Origin of the sequence: Kribbella sp. NBC_01510, assembly GCF_045040325.1 — a bacterium.
Classification (GTDB): Bacteria; Actinomycetota; Actinomycetes; order Propionibacteriales; family Kribbellaceae; genus Kribbella.
Map to the genome: position 1 here is coordinate 7,838,344 of NZ_CP109418.1, position 19,536 is coordinate 7,857,879.

Genomic DNA, 19,536 nt, shown 5'->3' on the forward strand with positions numbered 1-19,536 from the left:
GCGGTCAGTCCTGTTGGTCCCCGAGCGATTCCAGCAGCGTCCGCAGCAGACCGGCGAGCTGGTCGCGCTCGGCCCCGGACAGCCCGGCGAGCAGCCGGCTCTCGGTGTCGACGTGGGTCGGCAGCACGGCATCGATCAACCGCAGACCCTCGGCGGTCAGCGTCACCCGAACGCCGCGCCCGTCGGTCTCACTCGGCGCCCGCGTGACCAGTCCGCGGGCCTCCAACCGGTCGAGCCGCTGACTGATCGCTCCGGACGTCACCATCGACGAGCGCATCAGACCGGCCGGGGTCAGGCTGTGCTCGGAGTTGCTGCGCCGCAGGGTCGCGAGGACGTCGAACGACGCCCGGTCGAGGTCGTGCCGCGCGAAGTTGCGCCGCAGCTCGCCGTCGAACAGCTGACTCAGCCGGCTCAGCCGGCCGATGACGCCCATCGGCGACGCGTCCAGGTCGGGCCGCTGCTCGCTCCACTGCTCGAGCACCAGGTCGACGTGATCTGCCATCTGTCCAGCTTACGGCCAACTCGCTTAGCGGTGAGGTATTGAAAGTTGCTTAGCGCTGAGATACTTTATCTTAGTGCTAAGCAATCGAGTCTCACTCCTCCTGGTCACGGCGATCACGCCGATGCTCTGGGGCACCACGTATCTGGTCACCACTGAGCTCCTTCCACCACACCGTCCGCTCCTCGCCGCGCTGCTCCGGGCCCTGCCGGCCGGACTGCTGCTGATCGCGATCACCCGCACGCTGCCGCGCGGCAGCTGGTGGTGGCGATCGCTGGTCCTCGGCACGCTCAACATCGGGGCGTTCAACGCACTGCTTTTCGTCGGCGCCTACCGGCTGCCAGGTGGCGTGGCCGCGACAGTCGGCGCGATCCAGCCGTTGCTCGTCGCGCTGCTGGCTACCGGTCTGCTGGGTCAGCGACTGTCGCTGCGGACTGTCCTTACTGCGATCGCCGGTGTGTTCGGGGTCGGCATGCTGGTCCTCCGGGCCAACGCCCAGCTCGACACCTGGGGTGTGCTCGCAGCCCTTGGTGGAGCGGTCGTCATGGCGCTGGGCGTCGTACTGAGCAAGCGCTGGACGTCGCCAGCTCCCCTGCTGGCCACCACCGGCTGGCAACTCGTCGCCGGCGGTGTGGTGCTGCTGCCCGTCGCGTTCCTGGTCGAGGGTGCACCGCCTGCGTTCACCCTGCAGAACATCGCGGGCTACACCTACCTGACGATCATCGGCTCCGCGGTCGCGTATGCCCTCTGGTTCCGTGGCCTTCGGGAGCTGTCCCCCACCGATGTCACGTTCCTCGGGCTGCTGAGCCCGGTGACCGCCACCACCCTCGGCTGGCTGGTGCTCGACCAGCGCCTCACCACCGCCCAAGCCATCGGCGGCCTGATCGTGCTGGCCGCGCTCATCAGCGCCCAGGTACGGCGCAGGACGAGGCCAGTCAGTCCAGCGCCCGTCCTCGTGGCAGCCGGAGAGAGGAGCTGACGATGCGCGTCCTCGTCTGGGGCGCCACCGGCGCAGTCGGCAGCCGAGTCGTCCACGACGCCCTCGCCCGCGGCCACGAGGTGACGGCAGTGAGCCGAACCCTCAGCCGCCTCGCGACACTCCCCGCCTCTCCCGCTCTACACATCCGCCGAGGCGACGCGTCCGACCCGGATGACGTCGCCGCCCTGAGCGCCGGCCACGACGTCGCCATCAGTGCGACCCGTCCGCAGCCCGGTCAGGAAGCCGAGTTGGTCCAAGCGGCCAAAGGCCTCGTCATCGGTCTCCGGTCCAGCGGCGTACGCCTGATCCTGGTCGGCGGTGCGGCCGGCCTGATCGTCCCCGGCACGAACCACATGCTCGAGGACGCACCAGACTTCCCAGCCCTTCTGCGCCCGATCGCCCTTGCCTGCAACGAACAGTTCGCCCTGGTCCGCGAAGCTGACGACGTCGACTGGACGTACGTCAGTCCCCCGGCCCTCCTCGAACCAGGCACCCGCACCGGCACCTACCGCAAGGGAACAGACCACCTCCTCACCGATGCCCACGGCAACTCCCACCTCTCCATCGAAGACTTCGCAATCGCCTTGCTGGACGAGGCCGAGCAGCCACAACACATACGCCACCGCTTCACCGTGGGCTATTAGCCGTACCCGGCCGGAGGTTGGTGGTGCCGCCAGCAGCCAGACGACGACAGCACTGGCCTCACCTCCCAGGTCACCACACTGCGCCGGCAACAGATGGGGAGGATTCCGGCCGATCCGGGAGTGTGATCCGGGAGCAAAATCCGCTCCACCTCAAGATCGCCGCGTCAGCACGCCGCGGGTTGTCACCCCCTGAGGTGGTGGGTTGCCGCCTGAGTTGGTGGGTTGCCGCTTGACATTCTGGCTGTGCAACCCATCACCTCTGGGGGCAACCTCTCAAAGCCGCACTAGAACAACCGCGTTGCGCGGCCGGCTCCACTCGCCGCAAGCAGCCCGCGACAGCGCGACCGGCTTCACTCCGCGAGTCACCACGCCGCCTCGCCCGAACGGTCGTACGACGGGCAGCTGTGCGCCGCCGGGAAGCGCCCGCGGGGGGGTGGGAGTGTCGCGGGAGCGGGGGTGGCGGGTTGGTGTTCGACGGTAGGTATGGGGAACGCCGGCGGGCTGGTGCGATGGCGCCGTACCGGGGGACCTTCCGGGTTGCCGAAGGGGCGGGGCTCTAAGATCGGCGGGTACGACGTCCTCCACTGGGGGTGAGAGCGACGAGGCACCTGCTCCTGCAGGTCGATGTCCTTGGCCCGGCCGAGGTGATGACGGCTGCCCGGGTGCGGCTTGCGGTGCGGCAACCGCTGGCTCGGGCGTTGGCCGTGCGGCTCGCGTTGGCCCGGGGTGAACCGGTTGCCGATGACATCTTGATCCGGGATCTGTGGGCTGACGCGGACGCGGCCCGGCCGACCGCGCGGCTGCGGGTGCTGGCGTCCCGGCTGCGTGGTGCGCTGGGTGAGTTCTCGGGTGCCCTCGACCGGAGTCCGGCGGGGTTCAGCCTGCGGGCCGAGCCTGCCGACCTGATCGCCGCCGAGCGTGCGCTCGCCACGATCGACGCCGTACGGCGAACTGACGACAACGCCGGCGTGTTCGCGACGGCAGCGACGGCGATCGACCTCTGGCGTGGTGAGCCACTGGGCGATCTGGACGACATCCCTTTCGTCGCAGCGCAACGGCGACGCCTGCAGTCCCTCCAACTGGAGCTTCAACTGGCCTGGGCCGAGGCCGGCCTGGCTCTCGGTCACCCCATCGGCCCCGACCTCGAACGTCTCGTCGCCGCCCATCCACTGCACGAACGCCTGGTCGGCCTGTCCGCCCTCTCACTCGCCCGCTCCGACCGGCAAGCGGAGGCGCTCGACCGGCTCCGGAGTCTGCGCCACCAACTCGCCGACGAACTCGGCATCGACCCCGCACCGGAGACCGTCGCGATCGAGGACGACCTCCGCGGCCATCGCCCCACGATGCCCCGGATTTCGTTGCCCACGGCAGCGAAGAGCTTCGTCGGCCGCCGGCACGAACAAGCCGAGCTGCTCAGCGACCTCACCCGCTCGACCCTGATCACGTTGCTCGGCGACCCCGGAGCCGGCAAGACCCGGCTCGCCCGCGAGGTCGCCGCACAAGCCGTCGGCGAGGGTCGTCCGGTCGCCTGGCTCGGCCTCGCCCCACTGCACGCCGCGGACAACCTCGTCGCAGCCCTCGCCGCGGCGATCGGTGCCGACAGCAACGGTGATTCGATCGGACAGGCCGCCGAACTGCTCGCCGGCGCGTTGCTCGTGGTCGACCACGCCGAACACCTCACCGCCGAGATCGGCCCGGTCATCGACGAACTGCGGGTCAAGGCCGCCAACCTGTCCATCCTCGTCACCTCGCAGCGCGCGCTCGAGCTCTCCGACGAGCATGTCCAGCGCATCGGCCCACTCTCGGCGACGGCCGCGGTCGCGCTGTTCTGCGATCGCGGCGGGGTCGAGGCAAGCCCCGCCGTCGACCAGATCTGCGCCGCCGTCGACCGTCTCCCCCTCGCTATCGAGCTCGCTGCCGGCCTGACCCGAACCCTTCCCGTGCGGCAACTCGCCGACCGGATCGACGACCGCCTGCTGATCCGCGACGCGGGACCCTGGCACGCGGGCCTCCGGACCGCCCTCGACTGGAGTCACGAGCTGCTCGAACTACCAGTCCGTACGGCGCTTCGCCGGCTGTCGGTGTTCGCCGGGGGCTGCACGTTGGAGGCCGCCGAGGCGATCGTCGGAGGCGACGGAATCCGCGTCGATGAGGTGGCGGAGCTCCTCGCCGTACTGGTGGACCGGAGTCTGGTGACGATGGACGACGACGAGCGGTTCAGTCTGCTGGAGACCGTCCGCGAGTACGGGCATGAGCGACTGCGGGCCTCCGGTGAGGAGGCCGCCGTACGGGCGCGTCATGTCACGTGGTGCGCGGGGCTGGCGAAGTTCGGTGAGCACTATGCACGGTTGAACCAGCGGTCGTCCCTGCCCGAGCCGGTGGCAGCGCGGCGGCTGCGGACCGAGGAGCCCAACCTGCTGGCCGCGCTCGACTGGTGCCTCAGCGAAGGCAACGACCCCGGTCGCGTCAGCGAGATCGTCGCGCCGCTGTCCTGGCACTGGTACTACCGCGGCATGATGGCCCAGGCCCGCGGCTGGTTGCGTGGATCCCTCGCCATGCTCGCGCCCGGCTCACCCGAGCGCGCCGCCGCGCTGGCGGTCCAGACTCGCTTCAGCGGCGGGTACGCCGAGGCGCGCGACATCGGCCTGGAATGCGTGGAGATCTACCGCGCGCTGGGTGACGACCGCGGACTCGCGATCGCGTTGCAAGGACTCACACTGACGAGCCTCGGCTTGGCCGACGAGTACGCCGCCCTCGACCATGCCCACGAGACGGAGCTGCTGACGCGCCGGCTGAACTTCGGCGTACTCCTGGGTGGGGCGCTGAACTGCTCGGGTCTGGCACTCCGGCAGCTCGGGTACCCGGTCGAGGCCCGGACGATGTTCGAGGAGGCGTACGCCGTCTGGTCCGGACTGCAGGACGACCAGGGCATGGTGATTGCCGGCGGCAACCTCGGGATCATGGACTTCCAAGCGGGCGACACCGCCGCAGCCCGGGACCGCGGCCTGGACATCCTGCGGACCGCGCGGAACGTCGGTTACTCCGTCGGCGTGCTGGACGCGTTCGGCCTGCTCGCCTCGGTCGAGGCCGCCGCCGGCCACCACGATCTGGCGGTCCGCCTGCTCACGACCGCCGAACACCAGCGCGAGGAGATCAGCGCCCCACTGTTCATCGCCGACGAACTCGCCGCCCTCGCCAATGCCTGGACGCTGTGCCGCCAGGCCCTCGGCCCCGAAGCGGACCGCATCGCCGAGTCGGCCCGCCACCTGTCCATCGACAGCCTGGTCACCGAGCTCCTCCAAGACCACAGCCACTAGCAAAGAAGCCGGCCCTCGCGGGGAGCGAGGGCCGGCGGAGTGATGCTGGGTTAGATGAGGCCTTCGCGGAGGGCGTAGGCGACGGCGTGCGAGCGGTTCTTCAGTTGCAGGCGGCTGGTCACGTCGTGGAGGACGTTCTTCACCGTCCGCTCCGAGTAGGACAGCTCGCGGGCGATCTCCTGGGTGTCCTTGCCGTCGGCCACCAGCCGCAGCACCTGCGTCTCGCGGTCGGACAGCCCGGTGTCGGACAACCGACGCGGTGCCAGCACGTGCCGCTGCATCCGCGACACCTGACCGAGCAACCTGCCCAGCAGATCCGGAGGCAGGCTGCCGTCACCCGCCGCGGCGGCCTGCAGAAGGTGCACGATGCGGTCGGCCGTCGCCTCGGTACGCCGCAGCACACCGGACACCCCCAGCTCGACCGCGGTCATCAGCGCGTCGTCGTCGATCGTGCTGCCGATCAGCACGGTCCGGCGACACCCCCGTTGTGTCGCCGCCCGGAGGACCTGGACGGCTCCGCTGTCCAGCGAGTCGACGGCGACCAACGCGACCACTGGCGGGGCGGTGCCCTGGTCGGGCGGCGGACTCTGCTGCAGGGCCGCCAGGTCGGCGTCGCTGATCAGGGCGACCTCCGGCCGCTGCTTGAGCGCGTGCAGCAGCCCGAACTGCGACAACGGGTCCAGCGCTTTCACCCAGACAGGTATGCCTTGTTGCGTGATCATGCTTGTCACTCCCCCAGAGCGTTGATGAACAGAACGGATCGAATCCGCAGTCACACGAACCGCCAAATCGTCGATTCGATCGTGCCGCCGAACCTTCTGCCCGCCTTCAGACCGGTGACGGCCGGTAGCAGGACCCCACGCCTACAGTGAACCATCCGCCTCTCACCGGTGTCTCACCCCGATCTCCTGGCCGGGCCGCGACGTGTGCCCACACCCTCTAGATGCCCGAAAGGGCAGTTTGGTTACTCCGGAAGGGTGGTGAGGGCGCGAAGCGCGAGCCGGTAGGAGTCGAGGCCGAAGCCGGCGATGGTGCCGGTGGCCACGCCCGCGACGACACTGGTGTGCCGGAACTCCTCGCGGGTGGCGGGGTTGGTGAGGTGGATCTCGATCAGCGGAGCGGTCCGCTGGGCGATGGCGTCGCGGAGAGAGTACGAGTAGTGGGTGAACGCGGCCGGGTTCAGCACCACCGGGATCCGCCCGTCAGCCGCCTCGTGCAACCAGCCGACCAGCTCAGCCTCGTCATCGGTCTGCCGCACCTCGACCTCCAGCCCGAGCTCGGCACCCGCCTTCTCGCACTCCCCCACCAACTCGGCGAACGTCGTCGACCCGTACTTCTCCGGCTCCCGAGACCCCAGCCGCCCCAAGTTGGGCCCGTTCAGCACCAGCACTCGCCTACGCACATCAGTCACCCGACCCACCCTAGAGCCCAGCGGCCAGCGAGTTGTAGGCGGTGACCGCCTCGGCGCGAGCCGTCGGGTAGTAGACGGAGGCCGCGGTCCCGGAGCTCATGGCTTGCCAGTTGCGGCGGCTGAGCACCTGATGGACCGAGATCAGGCAGGCCGCGGTGATCTCGGCGCGGAGGTCATTGCCCAGGGCAACCGCCAGGGCCTGCTGGTCGCCGGCGACGAACTGCGCGAGATGAGTCTCCAGAGCCGGAGTGGTGAAGACGAGGTTGTTGTACGCGAGCACGGCTGGGTGGTCATTGAGACCGGTGACCGGGTCGCGGCGGTCGAGGCCATCGAGGAAGTGGTCGCGGAGGGCCTCGATCGGGGGTGCCGCGGAGGCATCGACCACTCTGGCGGCTTCGTGCTGGTGGTCGGCGATGCGGTGCAGGACGAGATCCTGCTTGGTCGGGAAGTACTTGAACAGGGTGGGTTTGGAGACGCTCGCGGCCGCGGCGATGTCGGTGACCGAGACCTCGTCGAAGCCGCGCTCGAGGAACAGCGTGATCGCCGCCTCGGAGAGGGCGTCGTGGGTCTGCTGCTTCTTGCGGGCGCGGAGTCCGGTCACGACGTCATGTTAACCTAGTCAGAAGATTGACCGGGTTAACTTTTCGGGAGCGTGATGCAAGAGTTGGGCGGGGAGGGCGAGTACGCCGAGCGGTGCCGGGAGGCGTTGCGGCGGATGGTGGCCGGCGCGCGGGAGAACGTGCTCGTCGGCGAGGACACGTGGGGCGATCGGTACACGGCCGAGCGGCTCGGCTACTACCTCAAGACGCTCGCCCGCGACCTGGGCGAGGAGGGTGACAACCCGCCGTTCTTCGGGCTGATCCGGTACGGCGCGCAGCCCGGCGCCGGCGAGCACCGTGGCCAGACGTACTACCTCGGCCGGCGGCACATCTCGGATGCGATCGGGCGCCCGCCGATGGTGATCGACTGGCGAGCCCCGGTGTCGACCGCCTTCTACCAAGCCTCCGCCGTGGAGCCGCAAGGGGTTGAGACCCGTCGCCGCTTCGGCTGGTCGGGCAACACGCTGACCAGCTTCGAGGACGAGCACCTCACCTCGGGCGCGCTGTCGGGTTCGAGCGATCTCGTCCGGCGGGAGATCGAGCGAGCCCGGGTCGGTCCGATGCGCGACATCGTGGCCACGATTCAGCCGGAGCAGGACGCGCTGGTGCGGACCGAGTTGGAGCTGTCGGTTTGCATCCAAGGTGCACCCGGCACGGGGAAGACAGCGGTCGGACTGCATCGGGCCGCCTACCTCCTCTACGCACACCGGTCGCGGCTGCGGCGGAACGGCGTACTCGTGCTCGGCCCCAACCGTGCCTTCCTGCACTACATCTCGGCCGTGCTGCCGACGCTCGGCGAGGTCGACGTCGAGCAGACAACAGTCGAGGAGTTGCTGGGCGGCACGATCCGGAGCATCGACGAGCCGGAGATAGCCGCGATCAAGCACGATCCGCGGATGGCCGACGTACTGCGGAACGCGGTGTACGGGCGGATCGGGCGGCCGGACCAGGCCGTGGTCGTGGCTGACGGGTCGTACAAGTGGCGGGTCAATCAGCACGAGTTCGACGAGATGGTGGCCGAGGCCCGGGCGGAGGCGACGGCGTACCTGATCGGCCGCGAGCGAGTGACCGCTCGGATCGTCGCCGCACTGCAGCGTCAGGCGGAGGCGCGCGGTCAGAACTGCAACGCGGTCTGGCTCCGGGCGATGGCGCGAGCCGCGAAGCCGGCGGTCGAGGCCGTCTGGCCGAACGTCAAGGCCGACGAGATCCTGGCCGAGCTACTGAGCGACCGCGAGCAGTTGGCGACCGCAGCCGACGGCATCCTCACCAGGGAGGAGCAACGAGCCATCGCCTGGCCTCGGCCGCGGAAGGCGAAGAGCGCACGCTGGACCGCGGCGGACGCCGTACTGCTCGACGAGGTGAGCGCCCTCCTCGAACGCGGGCAGACCTACGGCCACGTGATCGTCGACGAAGCGCAGGACCTCTCCCCCATGCAGTGCCGCGCGATCGCCCGCCGCAGCGAGCACGGCTCGATCACTGTGCTCGGCGACCTGGCTCAAGGGACGACGACCTGGGCGGCCGGCGACTGGGAGACACAGTTGACGCACCTCGGGAAGCCGTCGACCGAGGTGGTCGCGCTCACCACCGGGTACCGCGTGCCGGCAGCCGTGGTGGAGATCGCCAACCGGCTGCTGAAGCCGCTCGGCGTCTCGGTGCCGCCGACCACCTCGTTCCGCTCCGACGGGCAACTGACGATCACGCGGGTCGACGATCTCCCATCGGGCTGCGTGACCGCCGTCCACGCAGCACTCGAGTACGACGGCTCGATCGGCGTGATCACCGCGGACCACCACAGCGCGACCCTGGCCGATGCGCTCAAGGCGGCCGGAATCGAATCCGTCCCGCCGGACGGCGACGGCCGGGTGGCCGTCGTACCGTCAAGTCTGGCCAAGGGCCTCGAGTACGACCACGTGATCGCCGTCGAACCGGCCGAGATCGTCAGCGCCGAGCCCCGCGGCCTGAACCGCCTCTACGTTGTGCTGACCCGAGCCGTCTCCCGCCTCGACGTCCTGCACACCCGCGACCTGCCGAGCGAGCTGACTTACCAGGGCGCGCCCGGGCCGCCCATGCGCTCGGCATAGCCAGTCCCCCGGGTCAGCTCACCGCGACGGACCGGCTTGTCGGTGAAGGCGGACGCGTAGATGGCGGCGGCCAACTCGACCGTGTTGCGAGCTTCGGCGAGGGTGACCGGCGCCGGCGCACCCGTAGTCAGGGCATCGAGAACCGCGGCCAGTTGGGCAGCGTGCCCGCTCGCGACGTCGGGGAGATCGGTGGACCAGGCATCGCTCACCGACTCCTGACCAGGTGCCGCGGTGATCGTCCAATCGGGGTTCTTGTAGCCGTAGAGATGTTCCAGCTCGACCGTCGCGTTCTCGTAGTCGAAGCGGAGCTGGGACGTCTGCCGCGGCGACACGAGGGAGTTGACGACCGAGGCGATGGCGCCGTTCTCGAAGGTGACCAGTGCCATCGACACGTCCTCGGTCCGCGTCGGCCGCGCCTGCCGGGCCGCGAGCGCGGTCACCTTCTCCCACGGGCCGAGGATCGACAGCAGCAGATCGTACTGATGGATCCCGTGCCCCATCGTCGGGCCGCCGCCCTCGACCTCGAAGGTGCCCCGCCACGGCACCGCGAAGTACGCGTCGTCGCGGTACCAGGTGGTGTTGCACAAGGCAACCAATGGCCGGCCGAGAACGCCGTCGGCCACGAGCTCGCGCAACCGCACCGCCCCGGCCCCGAACCGATGCTGGAAGATGCAGGCGACCTGAGCAGCTGACGCGCTCTCCGCCTCCAGCAACGCGTCGAGCTCGTCGAGCGACAGCGTCGGCGGCTTCTCCACCAGGATGTCGACATCCGCCGCCAGGCACTCGGCGGCCAAGGGCACGTGTGAGCTGGGCGGCGTACACAGGTGGACGAGGTCGACGCCGCCGGCCGCGAGGAGCTCGGTCAGGCTCGGGTACACCGCGGGGATGTCCCACTTGGTCGCGAACTCCTTCGCCCGGTCGAGGTCGACGTCGACCGCGGCGACGAGCTCGGCGCGCTCGGGCAGCGACGTGACCGCCTTGGCATGGGAGTTGGCGATCCCGCCGGTGCCGACGATTGCGATCCGGTGCTTGCTGTCAGACATGCAGCCCCTCAGGTCGGAAAGCCCTTTCCAAATATCCTTGAGGGGTTTGCACCGATGTACAAGGCCTGGTCCAGCAGGTGACCGTTTCCGGCCACGGCTTCAGCTGATCTCGGCGTACGCCGCGACGAGCAGGCTCGGGTCCGGGGCCTCGAGGATCGTCGGCTTGGCCAGGGCGTCGAGGATGACGAAGCGGAGCCGGTCGGCCCGGGTCTTCTTGTCGAGCTTCATCGCGTCCTGGAGCTGCGGCCAGGCGTCGGCCCGGTAGCCGACCGGGAGGCCGAGGGATTCGAGTACGGCGCGATGGCGGTCAGCGGTCGCGTCGTCGAGCCGGCCGGCCGCGCGGGCCAGCTCGGCGACGAAGATCATGCCGATGCTGATCGCGGCACCGTGCCGCCACTTGTACCGCTCGACCCGCTCGATCGCGTGGCCGAGCGTGTGCCCGTAGTTCAGCGCCTCGCGGCCGATCCGGCCCCCGGCGGTGGTGGTCCGCTCACGCAGATCCGCGCCGACCGTGTCGGCCTTCACCTGGATGGATCGGGCGATCAGTTCCTCGGTCGCGTCGTACGACGGACTGGTCGCGCCGGCCGGATCCTTCTCGACCAGGTCGAGGATCACCGGGTCCGCGATGAATCCGCACTTCACCACTTCGGCGAGACCGCTGACATAGTCGTTGCGAGGCAGCGTCTCCAGCGCGGCGAGGTCGCACAGCACGCCGGCCGGCTCCCAGAACGCGCCGACCAGGTTCTTGCCCTCGGCGGTGTTGATCCCGGTCTTCCCGCCGACGGCCGCGTCGACCATCCCGAGCAGCGTCGTCGGGATGTGCACGACCTTCACCCCGCGCAGCCAGGTCGCGGCGACGAAGCCGGCCAGGTCGGTCGTCGTCCCGCCGCCGATGCTCACGATCGCGTCGGAGCGGGTGAAGCCGGCCTGACCGAGCACCGACCAGCAGTAGGCCAGCACCTCGGCGGTCTTCGCGTCCTCGGCGTCCGGGATCTCGATCGCGTGCGCGGTGTACCCGGAGGCGGTCAGGTCGTCGCGGATCGCGTCGCCGCTGGTCCGCAGCGCGCGCGGGTGGACGACGGCGACCCGCTGCACGCCGTCGCCCAGCAGGCCAGGCAGTTCACCGAGCAGATTGTTGCCGATGACAACGTCGTACGGCGCGGCCGCGGTCACCCTGATCCGGGTCGACTCGCCGGTCACCCGCGGGCTCCGAGCTGACTGAGGATCTCGTCGGTGATCTGCTCGGGCGTCTTCTCGTCGGTGACCACAGTCAGCTTGGCGACCTCGGCGTACAGCGGTCGGCGGGCTTCCATCAGGTTGCGCAGCTGAGTCCGGACGTTGCCCAGCAGCAACGGCCGCGCGACGCCGAGACCGACGCGCTTCGCCGCCTCGCCGAGGCTGACGTCGAGGAAGACCACCGTCTGACCGGCCAGGTCGGCACGAGTGTCGGGGTCGAGGATCGCACCACCGCCCAGCGACAACACTTCGCCGGAGTCGGCGAGCGCGGCCACGATCGCAGCTCGCTCCAGCGCACGGAAGTGTGCTTCACCCGAGTCGACGAAGATGTCCGAGATCGGCTGGCCCGCAGCGGTTTCGACATCGGTGTCGGTGTCGCGGTGCCGGGCGTGCAACCGCTCGGACAGCAGTGCGGCGACGGTCGACTTGCCCGATCCGGGCGGCCCGACGAGAACGACGAGAGGACTCACTGCTCGGCCCACTCCCGCGGCGTGATGGTGGTCGGCAGGCTCGCCAGGTACGCCTTGTGGTTGCGCGCGGACTCGGCCACCGAGTCGCCGCCGAACTTCTCCAGCGCGACGTCGGCCAGCACCAGCGCGACCATCGCCTCGGCCACGATGCCCGCGGCCGGTACGGCGCAGACGTCGGAGCGCTGGTGATGCGCGGACGCGGCCTCGCCGGTCGTGGTGTCGATCGTGCGGAGCGCGCGCGGGACGGTCGCGATCGGCTTCATCGCGGCCCGGACCCGGAGCGTCTCGCCGGTGCTCATACCGCCCTCGGTGCCACCCGAGCGGCCGCTGGCCCGGCGGATGGTGCCGTCCTCGGCGACGATCTCGTCGTGTGCCTGCGACCCCGGCGTACGGGCGAGCTCGAACCCGTCGCCGAGCTCGACGCCCTTGATCGCCTGGATGCCCATCAGCGCACCGGCCAGCTTGGAGTCGAGCCGGCGGTCCCAGTGCACGTAGCTGCCGAGGCCCGGCGGGAGTCCGTCCACGACCACCTCGACCACGCCGCCGAGCGTGTCGCCGGCCTTCTGGGCGGCGTCGATCTCGGCGACCATCGCCTTGCTCGCGTCCGTGTCCAGGCAGCGCACCGGATCCGCGTCCAGCTTCTCGACATCGGAGTACTCCGGGATGACGCCGTACGGCGCTTTGACGGTGCCGAGCTCAACGACGTGGCTGACGATCGTCACGCCGTACGCCTGCCGGAGGAACCGGGCCGCAACCTCACCGAGGGCGACCCGGGCCGCGGTCTCGCGGGCGCTGGCGCGCTCCAGCACCGGGCGGGCCTCGTCGAAGCCGTACTTCTGCATGCCGGCCAGGTCGGCATGTCCGGGCCGCGGGCGGGTCAGCGGAGCGTTGCGGGCCAGGTCCGCCAGTGTCGCCGGGTCGACCGGGTCCGCACTCATCACCTGCTCCCACTTCGGCCACTCGGTGTTGCCGACCTGGATCGCCACCGGGCTCCCGAGCGTGAGGCCGTGCCGGAACCCGCCGAGGAACGTCACCTCGTCCCGCTCGAACTTCATCCGAGCCCCGCGGCCGTAACCCAGCCGACGACGAGCCAGGGCATCGGCCACGTCATCAGTGGTGACCTCAACCCCGGCGGGAAGACCTTCGAGTACGGCGACGAGCGCTTGTCCGTGCGACTCGCCGGCAGTAAGCCAGCGCAGCATGCCGAGATTCTTTCACGCCCGGTGCCAGCCCGCAGACGCCGGTCTCAGTTCCAGAAGGGATTGAGGAGTCGTACGCCGGTCCGCTCGACGTCGGAGTGGTTCCGGGTGACGAACGTCCAGTCGTGGACGAGCGCGGTGGCGGCCATCAGACCGTCGACCAGCGGCAACGGGGCCGTCGCGTTCAGGCGGCCCCAGGTCTCGGCGACTTCCAGCGACACCGGGACGATGCGGTCCGCATACCCACGGACGAGGCGCTGCCGCCAGTCCTCGATCACGGCCGCCTGTTTCGGGTCTCGCGCCGCGAGCCGCTCGACACCCTGCTTGATCTCTCCCACGACCAGAACACTCAGGTACAGCTGACTCGACCGGACCGACCCGAGCCAGTCCGAGGCGCCGGCATCCGGAGACTTCTTCCGGAACTCCGACACCACGTTGGTGTCGAGCAGGAAGCTCACTCGAACTCGACCTGCCGCACCGGAGCGGTCGAGCGCTCGATCTCGAGCATGCTCAGATCCGGCGCCGAGGCCAGGAAATGCTTGAAGTCCACCAGTTCCACTCCCGTCATCCGCCGGTAGTCCACGATGTCCAGAACCACGGCGACCTGCTGTCCGTGCTTCGTCACGAACTGCGGACCATCCGTCTGAACGGCGCGGATCAACTCACTGAAATGCTGTTTCGCCTCTTGCAGCTGCCACTGTCCAGCCGTCACCGTCATCACCGATCACCTCATGAAACAGTCTAGACAGACTGGACAGAATCACTCAACCCAGCGGCAGGTGGGGGTGTCTTCGGTGAGGCCGTCGCGGAGGGCGAGGACGCTGGCACCACCGTCGGTAGGGTTCTGGCATGAATCGGGTGGCGGAAGAGACGTGGCGCGCGCGGGTTCGCGGGAGTCTGCTGGGCGGGGCGATCGGCGACGCGCTGGGTGGGCCTGTCGAGTTCCAGGACGGCACGTCGATCGTGGCCGAGCACCCGGACCGGCTCCGGGCCTTCGTCTCCGGGCCGGCCGGGTGGCCGCCGGGGACGATCACCGACGACACGCAGATGACGCTGTTCACCGTCGAAGGGCTGATCCGGGCCGGCGTGCGGACCGATCGCGGCCTCGGCTTCACGGTGGCGGTGGTGCAGCACGCGTACGACCGCTGGCTGGACACACAGACCCAGCCCGGACCGACTGGCGAGCGGGACGGCTGGCTGCACGCCGAACAGTGGCTGTACGCCCGGCGAGCACCAGGTACGACGTGCCTCAACGCGCTGACGGAAGCACGCAAGGGCGAGCCGCGGATCCCGCAGTTCGGCGCGGAGGCCACCAACGACTCCAAGGGCTGTGGCGGTGTGATGCGGGTAGCGCCGTTCGGACTGCTGCCGGCTGTGTTCCCCACCGACTGGGTCTTCGACTCGGCCGCGACCGCCGCGGGCTACACGCACGGCCACCCGACCGGCAAGCTCGCCGCCGGCACCTTGGCCGCGATCGTCCACGAGATCTGCGGCGGCGCCACCCTCGACGCGGCCCTCGACACCGCCACCGCCCTGCTCGTGCAGCACCCGAACCACGAGGAGACCAGTACGACGCTCTCCTTCGCCCGCCACCTGGCAGCGACAGGGGCCGGGCGCGGACCGGTGACAGTCGAGCGACTCGGCGGCGGCTGGATCGCGGAAGAGGCGCTGGCGATCGCTGTCTACGCTGCCCTCGCCTACCCCGCGCCCGAGCAGTTCCTGGACGCCCTCGCGCTGGCGGTCACGCACTCCGGCGACAGCGACTCCACCGGCGCCATCTGCGGGAACATCCTCGGCGCCCTCCACGGTGAGACGGCGCTGCCGCCAGAGCTCGTCTTCACCGTCGAGGGTCGCCCTGTGATCCTCCAGCTGGCCGACGACTTCGCACTGGAGTTCACCGAGGCCTCCAAGCGGCTGCACGGCGACTACGGACCACACACCACCTGGATCACCCGCTACCCCGGCTGGTGACTAGACCGGCTATCCGACGTACAACCGCTCGAGCGGTGCGCCCAGAAACACGCCGGCCAAGGCACCGACCAGCATGAAGGGGCCGAAGGGGACCATCTGTTTGCGGGTCATCACCTTGCCCACGATCAGGACGATCCCGACGATCGCGCCGAGGAAGAATCCGCCGTACAAGCCGCTGGCGAACTCACCCCAGCCGAGCCAGCCGAGCGCGAGCCCGAGGAGCCCGGACAGCCGGACGTCGCCGAACCCGACTCCGCGCGGAAACGCGAACCAGAGCACGTAGAACACCGCGAACCCGATCGCCCCCGCAAGCACCGCCCGCCGCAGCGAGCCCCACTCCCCCGACACCACCGCGGCACCGAGCAGCGCGAGCCCGACCAGCGCGTACGTCGGCCAGATGATCACCGACGGCAGAAACCGGGTCCGCGCGTCGATGTACCCGAGCACCGACCCGGCGACCACCAGCAACAACCACGCCGGCAGGACGGCCGACATTCCGAGCATGAGCCCCAGCAGTCCCCCGGACACCGCGGCCAGACCGCCACACCAGTACGCCGCCCGCCGACCGGCCAGCGCGGCGTACGGGACCTTCGTCTCGCCCTCCTCCAGGACCGGCTCAGGGATGCTCCGCAGCAGCAAGGGCGCGAGCACGTACGCCGAGACGCCGCAGAAGACCACGCCGATCCCGGCGGCGAGCAACGCGTTGTCTGCCGGCACGATCCAGGAGCCTAGACGATTTCGGCCCGCGGCTACGCCCGTCCTGTGGATGAACGCCGGACGAGCACCCTGGCGATCACCGCCGCACCGGCACCGAGCAGCAGCAGGCCGCCGAGAAGCACCCCGATCGTGCTCCACAGACCGTCGTTCTCGGTGACGTACTCGACCCGCTGGAACCCGTCGTCGGTCGCCGCCGGCGCGAAGGTGAAGTCGTCGGTGATCCGGCCCGGATCGCGATAGGTGACCGTGAACGCGGTCAGATAGTCGGCCGGCTTCGCCAGTGCGTCGTCCTCGACCCGGCCGGCGAACAGCAGGTCCGGTTTCACGTCCGCGTCCGGCAGCTTGGTGGCGTCGACGCGATGCGCGGCCGCGACGTACACGGTGACCGTCTGCGCGGTGGATGCGCCCTTGCTCAGCCGCATCGGGTACACGATCCGGTCCGACGCGAACGTCAGCCGCAACGGCGGCGTCGCCCCACTCAGGCTCTCGCCGGCCTGCCGTGGCGCGAGCTTCACGGCGACGATCTCCCACTTCTCCGTCAGGTACGGCGTGAGGTTCGCGGCCAGCGTGGCCGGTACGACGTACCCGTTCGTGCGGAGCCAGTCCGTCACCGCGGATCCGCTCGAGCCGCCGAGCCGGGCGACCTGGAACGGCCCGAGCACCATCTGCTGCCGCACGCTGACCCCGGCACCCGGCGCCGCAGCGGCAAGGGGGTCGCCACTGCCCATGATGCCGAGGTCCCGGAACGGCCAGTAGGTCTTGCGGATCACCGTCTTCGGCCTTGTCATCCGGTCCAGCCGGTAGAACACGTCGTCGTCACCGAGCTCGACCTTGGCCGCCGCGGGCACCGGCATGATCCAGGCCGCCTTCTTCGACGAGCCGTTGATCGCCATCGACAGCGTGATCTTCTCGGTCCCCGCGTCGTGCTGGACCAGCGCGTTCTCGCCGAACGCACGAGCGCGCGATTGGGCATCCGGTAGGTAGCCGCCGCACGCGCACGCCCAGGCGGGCGTCACACCAGCCGCGACGAATCCGGCAACCAGCACTCCTGCGACGACCCGCCAAAGTTTCACGGCGGGAGACTATCTAGCCGAGGGTGTAACTCGTGTGGAAGAAGTTCGCCGGGTCGTACTTCTTCTTGACCGTCTGCAGCCGGGCCAGGCTCGCGCCGTAGTACGTGCTGACCGAGCGACCGGTCTCAACGTAGTTGACGTACCCGCCGGCCGAGTACGCGCGGACCGCGCGATGCCCGTTGGTGATGAACGTCTGCGCCACCTTGAGCTGCGCCGTGGTCGGGTGTGCGGGCGTCCCGCAGTACCACTGGACGACGCCGAGGGCCGATCGCCACGGCCAGGACGCGCCACCCGCCGGCTGCTTGGTCGCCTGCCCGCCGAGCGGGTCGAGGATCGCCGACGCCGGTGTCTTGGCCCGCGCCGCCGCCTTCACCGCGCCGAGCAGGGCGGTGATCGTGGCCGCGTTCATCGGCCCCTTGAGTACGTCGGAGCCGGCCAGGAACCCGGTCCGCGGGCTGGTCGTCCCTCCGCCGAGATACGTCACGGCTTCCATGTGCGTCTTCACCGTGATCGAACGGACCGACGCTCTCGACCCGACGAACGACTCGAGCTGCGCGGCCGCGGCCGTCGCGTTGCCGGTGGTGGAGATGCCGAGCACGTGGATCGACAGCGTGCCGTTGCTGACGGCATCGATGTGCAGGTTGCCCCAGGAGGTGATCGGCGCGGACTGGGCGAACCTCTGCCAGCCGCGCACGACGGCCGCCGCCTGCGACTCCGGCCAGGTCAGCCGGAAGAACCCGAGCTTCGTCCCCGGAATTGTGGAGATCCGGAACGAGGTGACCACGCCGAGGTTCCCGCCGCCGCTGCCCCGCAACGCCCAGAACAGATCCGGGTCCACGGCCGCGCTGACGTTGCGCGCCGTACCGTCGGCGGTGATGACGCCCATCGACAGGATCCGGTCGCAGGTCAGGCCGAAGGCGCGGGTGTGGATGCCCATCCCGCCACCGAGCGCGAGCCCGGCGATCCCGACGGTCGGGCAGGTCCCCGTCGGCAGGGAGCGTCCGTACTTGTCGAGGAACGCGTGCACGTCGTACAGGTGGGCTCCGGCGCCGATGGTAACGACGCCGTTCGCGTAGCTCAGGCCCCGGATCGCGCCAACGTCGAGCTGCATCCCCTTGCTGATTGTCGACGCACCGACGTAGGAGTGGCCGCCGCTCTTCGGCACCAGCACTATCTTGTTCGCCCGGGCGAAGTTGATCGCCTTCTGCACGTCGGTGGCGTTCGCGGCCTTCACGACGGCACCCGGCTGGACGGTGTCCCAGCGCGGGTTGAAGAGCAGGTGCGAGGAGGCGTAGCCGGGCGACGCGGGCAGGTACAGGCGGCCCGTCAGGGACCGGGCGAAGCTGTTCCAGTTCGGAGCGGCCGCGGCGAGGGTGTCGGCCGCAGGGCCTGCGCTCGCCTTCTTCGCGTCCGAGCAACTGGTCAGTGCGGCGGCAACGAGGGTGCCACCTGCTTTCAGTACCGTTCGGCGGTCAAACTGGCTCACGATCCCCGAGCTCCTCACGAGCGGCTGCCCTCATGGCCGCCAGAGGTGCCGGCGTCCTACCAGTCATCATCTCCACTTGGAGCGCAGCCTGGTGCACGAGGAGATCAAGTCCGTTCAACAGCTCGGTACCGATCCGGTGCGCGGCGATCGCGAGCCGGGTCGGCCACGGGTGGTAGGCGACGTCGAACACCACCGGCGCGACGCCTGCGAAGTGCTCGGCCCACGGGTCGACGGCACCGCCGGGCAGCGTCGAAACGCACAGATCGAACCCACCGATCTGCTCGACCTGGGTGAAGTCCGCGACCGAGGTCCGCAGCCCGAGCTCGGCCGCCAGGTCCCGCAGCCGCTCGGCCTTGGCGACGTCCCGGACGACGACAGTCACCTCGGTGACCATCATCGCGCGCAACGCCGCCAGCGTGGATGCGGCGGTCGCGCCGCCACCCAGCACGACGGCCGTGTCGGCCGCGGTGATGCCGTGCTCGGCGAACGCGTTCACCAGCCCGGGTACGTCGGTGTTGTGCGCGGACCGTGATCCGTCCGGCTCGAACAGCATCGTGTTCGCCGCGCCGATCAGCTCCGCGACCGGATCGACGGTGTCGACCAGGTCGAGCGCCACCCGCTTCAACGGCATGGTCAGCGACAACCCGCGGACGTCCTCGCCGAGGGTCGCCACGAACCCGCGGAGCTCGTCCTCCTCGACCTCGAACGCGTCGTACCGCCAGTCCAGACCGAGCGCGGCGTACGCGGCCCGGTGCATCGCCGGTGACAACGAGTGCGCAATCGGCGACCCGAGCACGGCGCACCGGGTCAT

At 69.8% G+C, this 19,536-nt stretch carries 19 protein-coding genes; 5 read left to right on the top strand and 14 right to left on the bottom strand.

The window, feature by feature from the left end; genetic code table 11:
- Positions 1-4 precede the first annotated feature (4 nt).
- Positions 5-502 (bottom strand): MarR family transcriptional regulator, encoded by a 498-nt coding sequence (locus OG558_RS38365; RefSeq protein ID WP_329476207.1) that lies wholly within the window; start codon positions 500-502, stop codon positions 5-7.
- Positions 503-575: 73 nt separating this feature from the next.
- On the opposite strand from OG558_RS38365, the gene OG558_RS38370 reads away from it, so the two are divergent.
- The 3 genes from OG558_RS38370 to OG558_RS38380 all read left to right on the top strand — a co-directional run bounded on the left by OG558_RS38370 (position 576) and on the right by OG558_RS38380 (position 5,439).
- Entirely contained in the window at positions 576-1,478 is a 903-nt protein-coding gene (locus tag OG558_RS38370) for an EamA family transporter (protein WP_405067395.1), read from the top strand.
- Positions 1,479-1,480: 2 nt separating this feature from the next.
- Positions 1,481-2,122 (top strand): NAD(P)-dependent oxidoreductase, encoded by a 642-nt coding sequence (locus tag OG558_RS38375; RefSeq protein ID WP_405067396.1) that lies wholly within the window; start codon positions 1,481-1,483, stop codon positions 2,120-2,122.
- Positions 2,123-2,712: 590 nt separating this feature from the next.
- Positions 2,713-5,439: an ATP-binding protein gene (locus OG558_RS38380; protein ID WP_405067397.1), complete on the top strand. Its 2,727-nt coding sequence runs from the start codon at positions 2,713-2,715 to the stop codon at positions 5,437-5,439.
- 50 nt (positions 5,440-5,489) lie between these two features.
- Here the strand turns inward: OG558_RS38380 and OG558_RS38385 are convergent, their stop codons facing one another.
- The 3 genes from OG558_RS38385 to OG558_RS38395 form a co-directional block, all read right to left on the bottom strand.
- A complete protein-coding gene (locus OG558_RS38385) occupies positions 5,490-6,161 on the bottom strand; it encodes a LuxR C-terminal-related transcriptional regulator (protein ID WP_405067398.1) in 672 nt (223 codons plus the stop codon).
- A gap of 242 nt (positions 6,162-6,403) precedes the next feature.
- Positions 6,404-6,841, bottom strand: a complete 438-nt coding sequence (aroQ, locus tag OG558_RS38390; RefSeq protein WP_329484908.1) for a type II 3-dehydroquinate dehydratase — start codon at positions 6,839-6,841, stop codon at positions 6,404-6,406.
- 19 nt (positions 6,842-6,860) lie between these two features.
- Positions 6,861-7,451, bottom strand: coding sequence for a TetR/AcrR family transcriptional regulator (locus tag OG558_RS38395; RefSeq protein WP_405067399.1), 591 nt, complete (start codon positions 7,449-7,451; stop codon positions 6,861-6,863).
- A 54-nt stretch (positions 7,452-7,505) separates the two neighbouring features.
- On the opposite strand from OG558_RS38395, the gene OG558_RS38400 reads away from it, so the two are divergent.
- On the top strand, positions 7,506-9,530 hold the full coding sequence (locus tag OG558_RS38400; protein ID WP_405072271.1) for a HelD family protein: 2,025 nt from the start codon (positions 7,506-7,508) through the stop codon (positions 9,528-9,530).
- On the opposite strand, the gene OG558_RS38405 is transcribed toward OG558_RS38400, so the two are convergent.
- The 6 genes from OG558_RS38405 to OG558_RS38430 form a co-directional block, all read right to left on the bottom strand.
- Entirely contained in the window at positions 9,491-10,573 is a 1,083-nt protein-coding gene (locus OG558_RS38405; protein ID WP_405067400.1) for a Gfo/Idh/MocA family protein, read from the bottom strand. The genes OG558_RS38400 and OG558_RS38405 overlap by 40 nt on opposite strands.
- 99 nt (positions 10,574-10,672) lie before the next feature.
- Complete coding sequence (gene aroB, locus OG558_RS38410; RefSeq protein WP_405067401.1) at positions 10,673-11,773, bottom strand: 3-dehydroquinate synthase; 1,101 nt, start codon at positions 11,771-11,773, stop codon at positions 10,673-10,675.
- Positions 11,770-12,279 (bottom strand): shikimate kinase, encoded by a 510-nt coding sequence (locus OG558_RS38415; protein ID WP_329476198.1) that lies wholly within the window; start codon positions 12,277-12,279, stop codon positions 11,770-11,772. The genes aroB and OG558_RS38415 overlap by 4 nt, the downstream gene beginning before the upstream one ends.
- Positions 12,276-13,481, bottom strand: coding sequence for a chorismate synthase (gene aroC / locus OG558_RS38420; protein ID WP_405067402.1), 1,206 nt, complete (start codon positions 13,479-13,481; stop codon positions 12,276-12,278). Before aroC ends, OG558_RS38415 begins: the two co-directional genes overlap by 4 nt.
- Positions 13,482-13,525: 44 nt before the next feature.
- Positions 13,526-13,936 (bottom strand): type II toxin-antitoxin system VapC family toxin, encoded by a 411-nt coding sequence (locus tag OG558_RS38425; protein ID WP_405067403.1) that lies wholly within the window; start codon positions 13,934-13,936, stop codon positions 13,526-13,528.
- On the bottom strand, positions 13,933-14,196 hold the full coding sequence (locus OG558_RS38430) for a type II toxin-antitoxin system Phd/YefM family antitoxin (protein ID WP_328520013.1): 264 nt from the start codon (positions 14,194-14,196) through the stop codon (positions 13,933-13,935). Before OG558_RS38430 ends, OG558_RS38425 begins: the two co-directional genes overlap by 4 nt.
- A 131-nt stretch (positions 14,197-14,327) precedes the next feature.
- Between OG558_RS38430 and OG558_RS38435 the strand changes: the two genes are divergently transcribed.
- Positions 14,328-15,449, top strand: a complete 1,122-nt coding sequence (locus OG558_RS38435) for an ADP-ribosylglycohydrolase family protein (RefSeq protein WP_405067404.1) — start codon at positions 14,328-14,330, stop codon at positions 15,447-15,449.
- Positions 15,450-15,458: 9 nt separating this feature from the next.
- On the opposite strand, the gene OG558_RS38440 is transcribed toward OG558_RS38435, so the two are convergent.
- From OG558_RS38440 to OG558_RS38455, 4 genes are read right to left on the bottom strand one after another with little or no spacing between them, the layout of a single operon-like run.
- On the bottom strand, positions 15,459-16,166 hold the full coding sequence (locus OG558_RS38440) for a prepilin peptidase (protein WP_405067405.1): 708 nt from the start codon (positions 16,164-16,166) through the stop codon (positions 15,459-15,461).
- A 32-nt stretch (positions 16,167-16,198) separates the two neighbouring features.
- A complete protein-coding gene (locus tag OG558_RS38445) occupies positions 16,199-17,239 on the bottom strand; it encodes a DUF2330 domain-containing protein (RefSeq protein ID WP_405067406.1) in 1,041 nt (346 codons plus the stop codon).
- Positions 17,240-17,252: 13 nt separating this feature from the next.
- A complete protein-coding gene (locus OG558_RS38450; RefSeq protein ID WP_405067407.1) occupies positions 17,253-18,725 on the bottom strand; it encodes an FAD-binding protein in 1,473 nt (490 codons plus the stop codon).
- A complete protein-coding gene (locus tag OG558_RS38455; RefSeq protein ID WP_405067409.1) occupies positions 18,712-19,536 on the bottom strand; it encodes a shikimate dehydrogenase in 825 nt (274 codons plus the stop codon). Before OG558_RS38455 ends, OG558_RS38450 begins: the two co-directional genes overlap by 14 nt.

Bases quoted from the DNA above. Each gene is read 5' to 3' on its own strand.
- OG558_RS38365 (WP_329476207.1), bottom strand. From the start codon at position 502: ATGGCAGATCACGTCGACCTGGTGCTCGAGCAGTGGAGCGAGCAGCGG.
- OG558_RS38375 (WP_405067396.1), top strand. From the start codon at position 1,481: ATGCGCGTCCTCGTCTGGGGCGCCACCGGCGCAGTCGGCAGCCGAGTC.
- OG558_RS38385 (WP_405067398.1), bottom strand. From the start codon at position 6,161: ATGATCACGCAACAAGGCATACCTGTCTGGGTGAAAGCGCTGGACCCG.
- OG558_RS38400 (WP_405072271.1), top strand. From the start codon at position 7,506: ATGCAAGAGTTGGGCGGGGAGGGCGAGTACGCCGAGCGGTGCCGGGAG.
- OG558_RS38405 (WP_405067400.1), bottom strand. From the start codon at position 10,573: ATGTCTGACAGCAAGCACCGGATCGCAATCGTCGGCACCGGCGGGATC.
- aroC (WP_405067402.1), bottom strand. From the start codon at position 13,481: ATGCTGCGCTGGCTTACTGCCGGCGAGTCGCACGGACAAGCGCTCGTC.
- OG558_RS38430 (WP_328520013.1), bottom strand. From the start codon at position 14,196: ATGACGGTGACGGCTGGACAGTGGCAGCTGCAAGAGGCGAAACAGCAT.
- OG558_RS38435 (WP_405067404.1), top strand. From the start codon at position 14,328: ATGAATCGGGTGGCGGAAGAGACGTGGCGCGCGCGGGTTCGCGGGAGT.
- OG558_RS38455 (WP_405067409.1), bottom strand. From the start codon at position 19,536: ATGACCCGGTGCGCCGTGCTCGGGTCGCCGATTGCGCACTCGTTGTCA.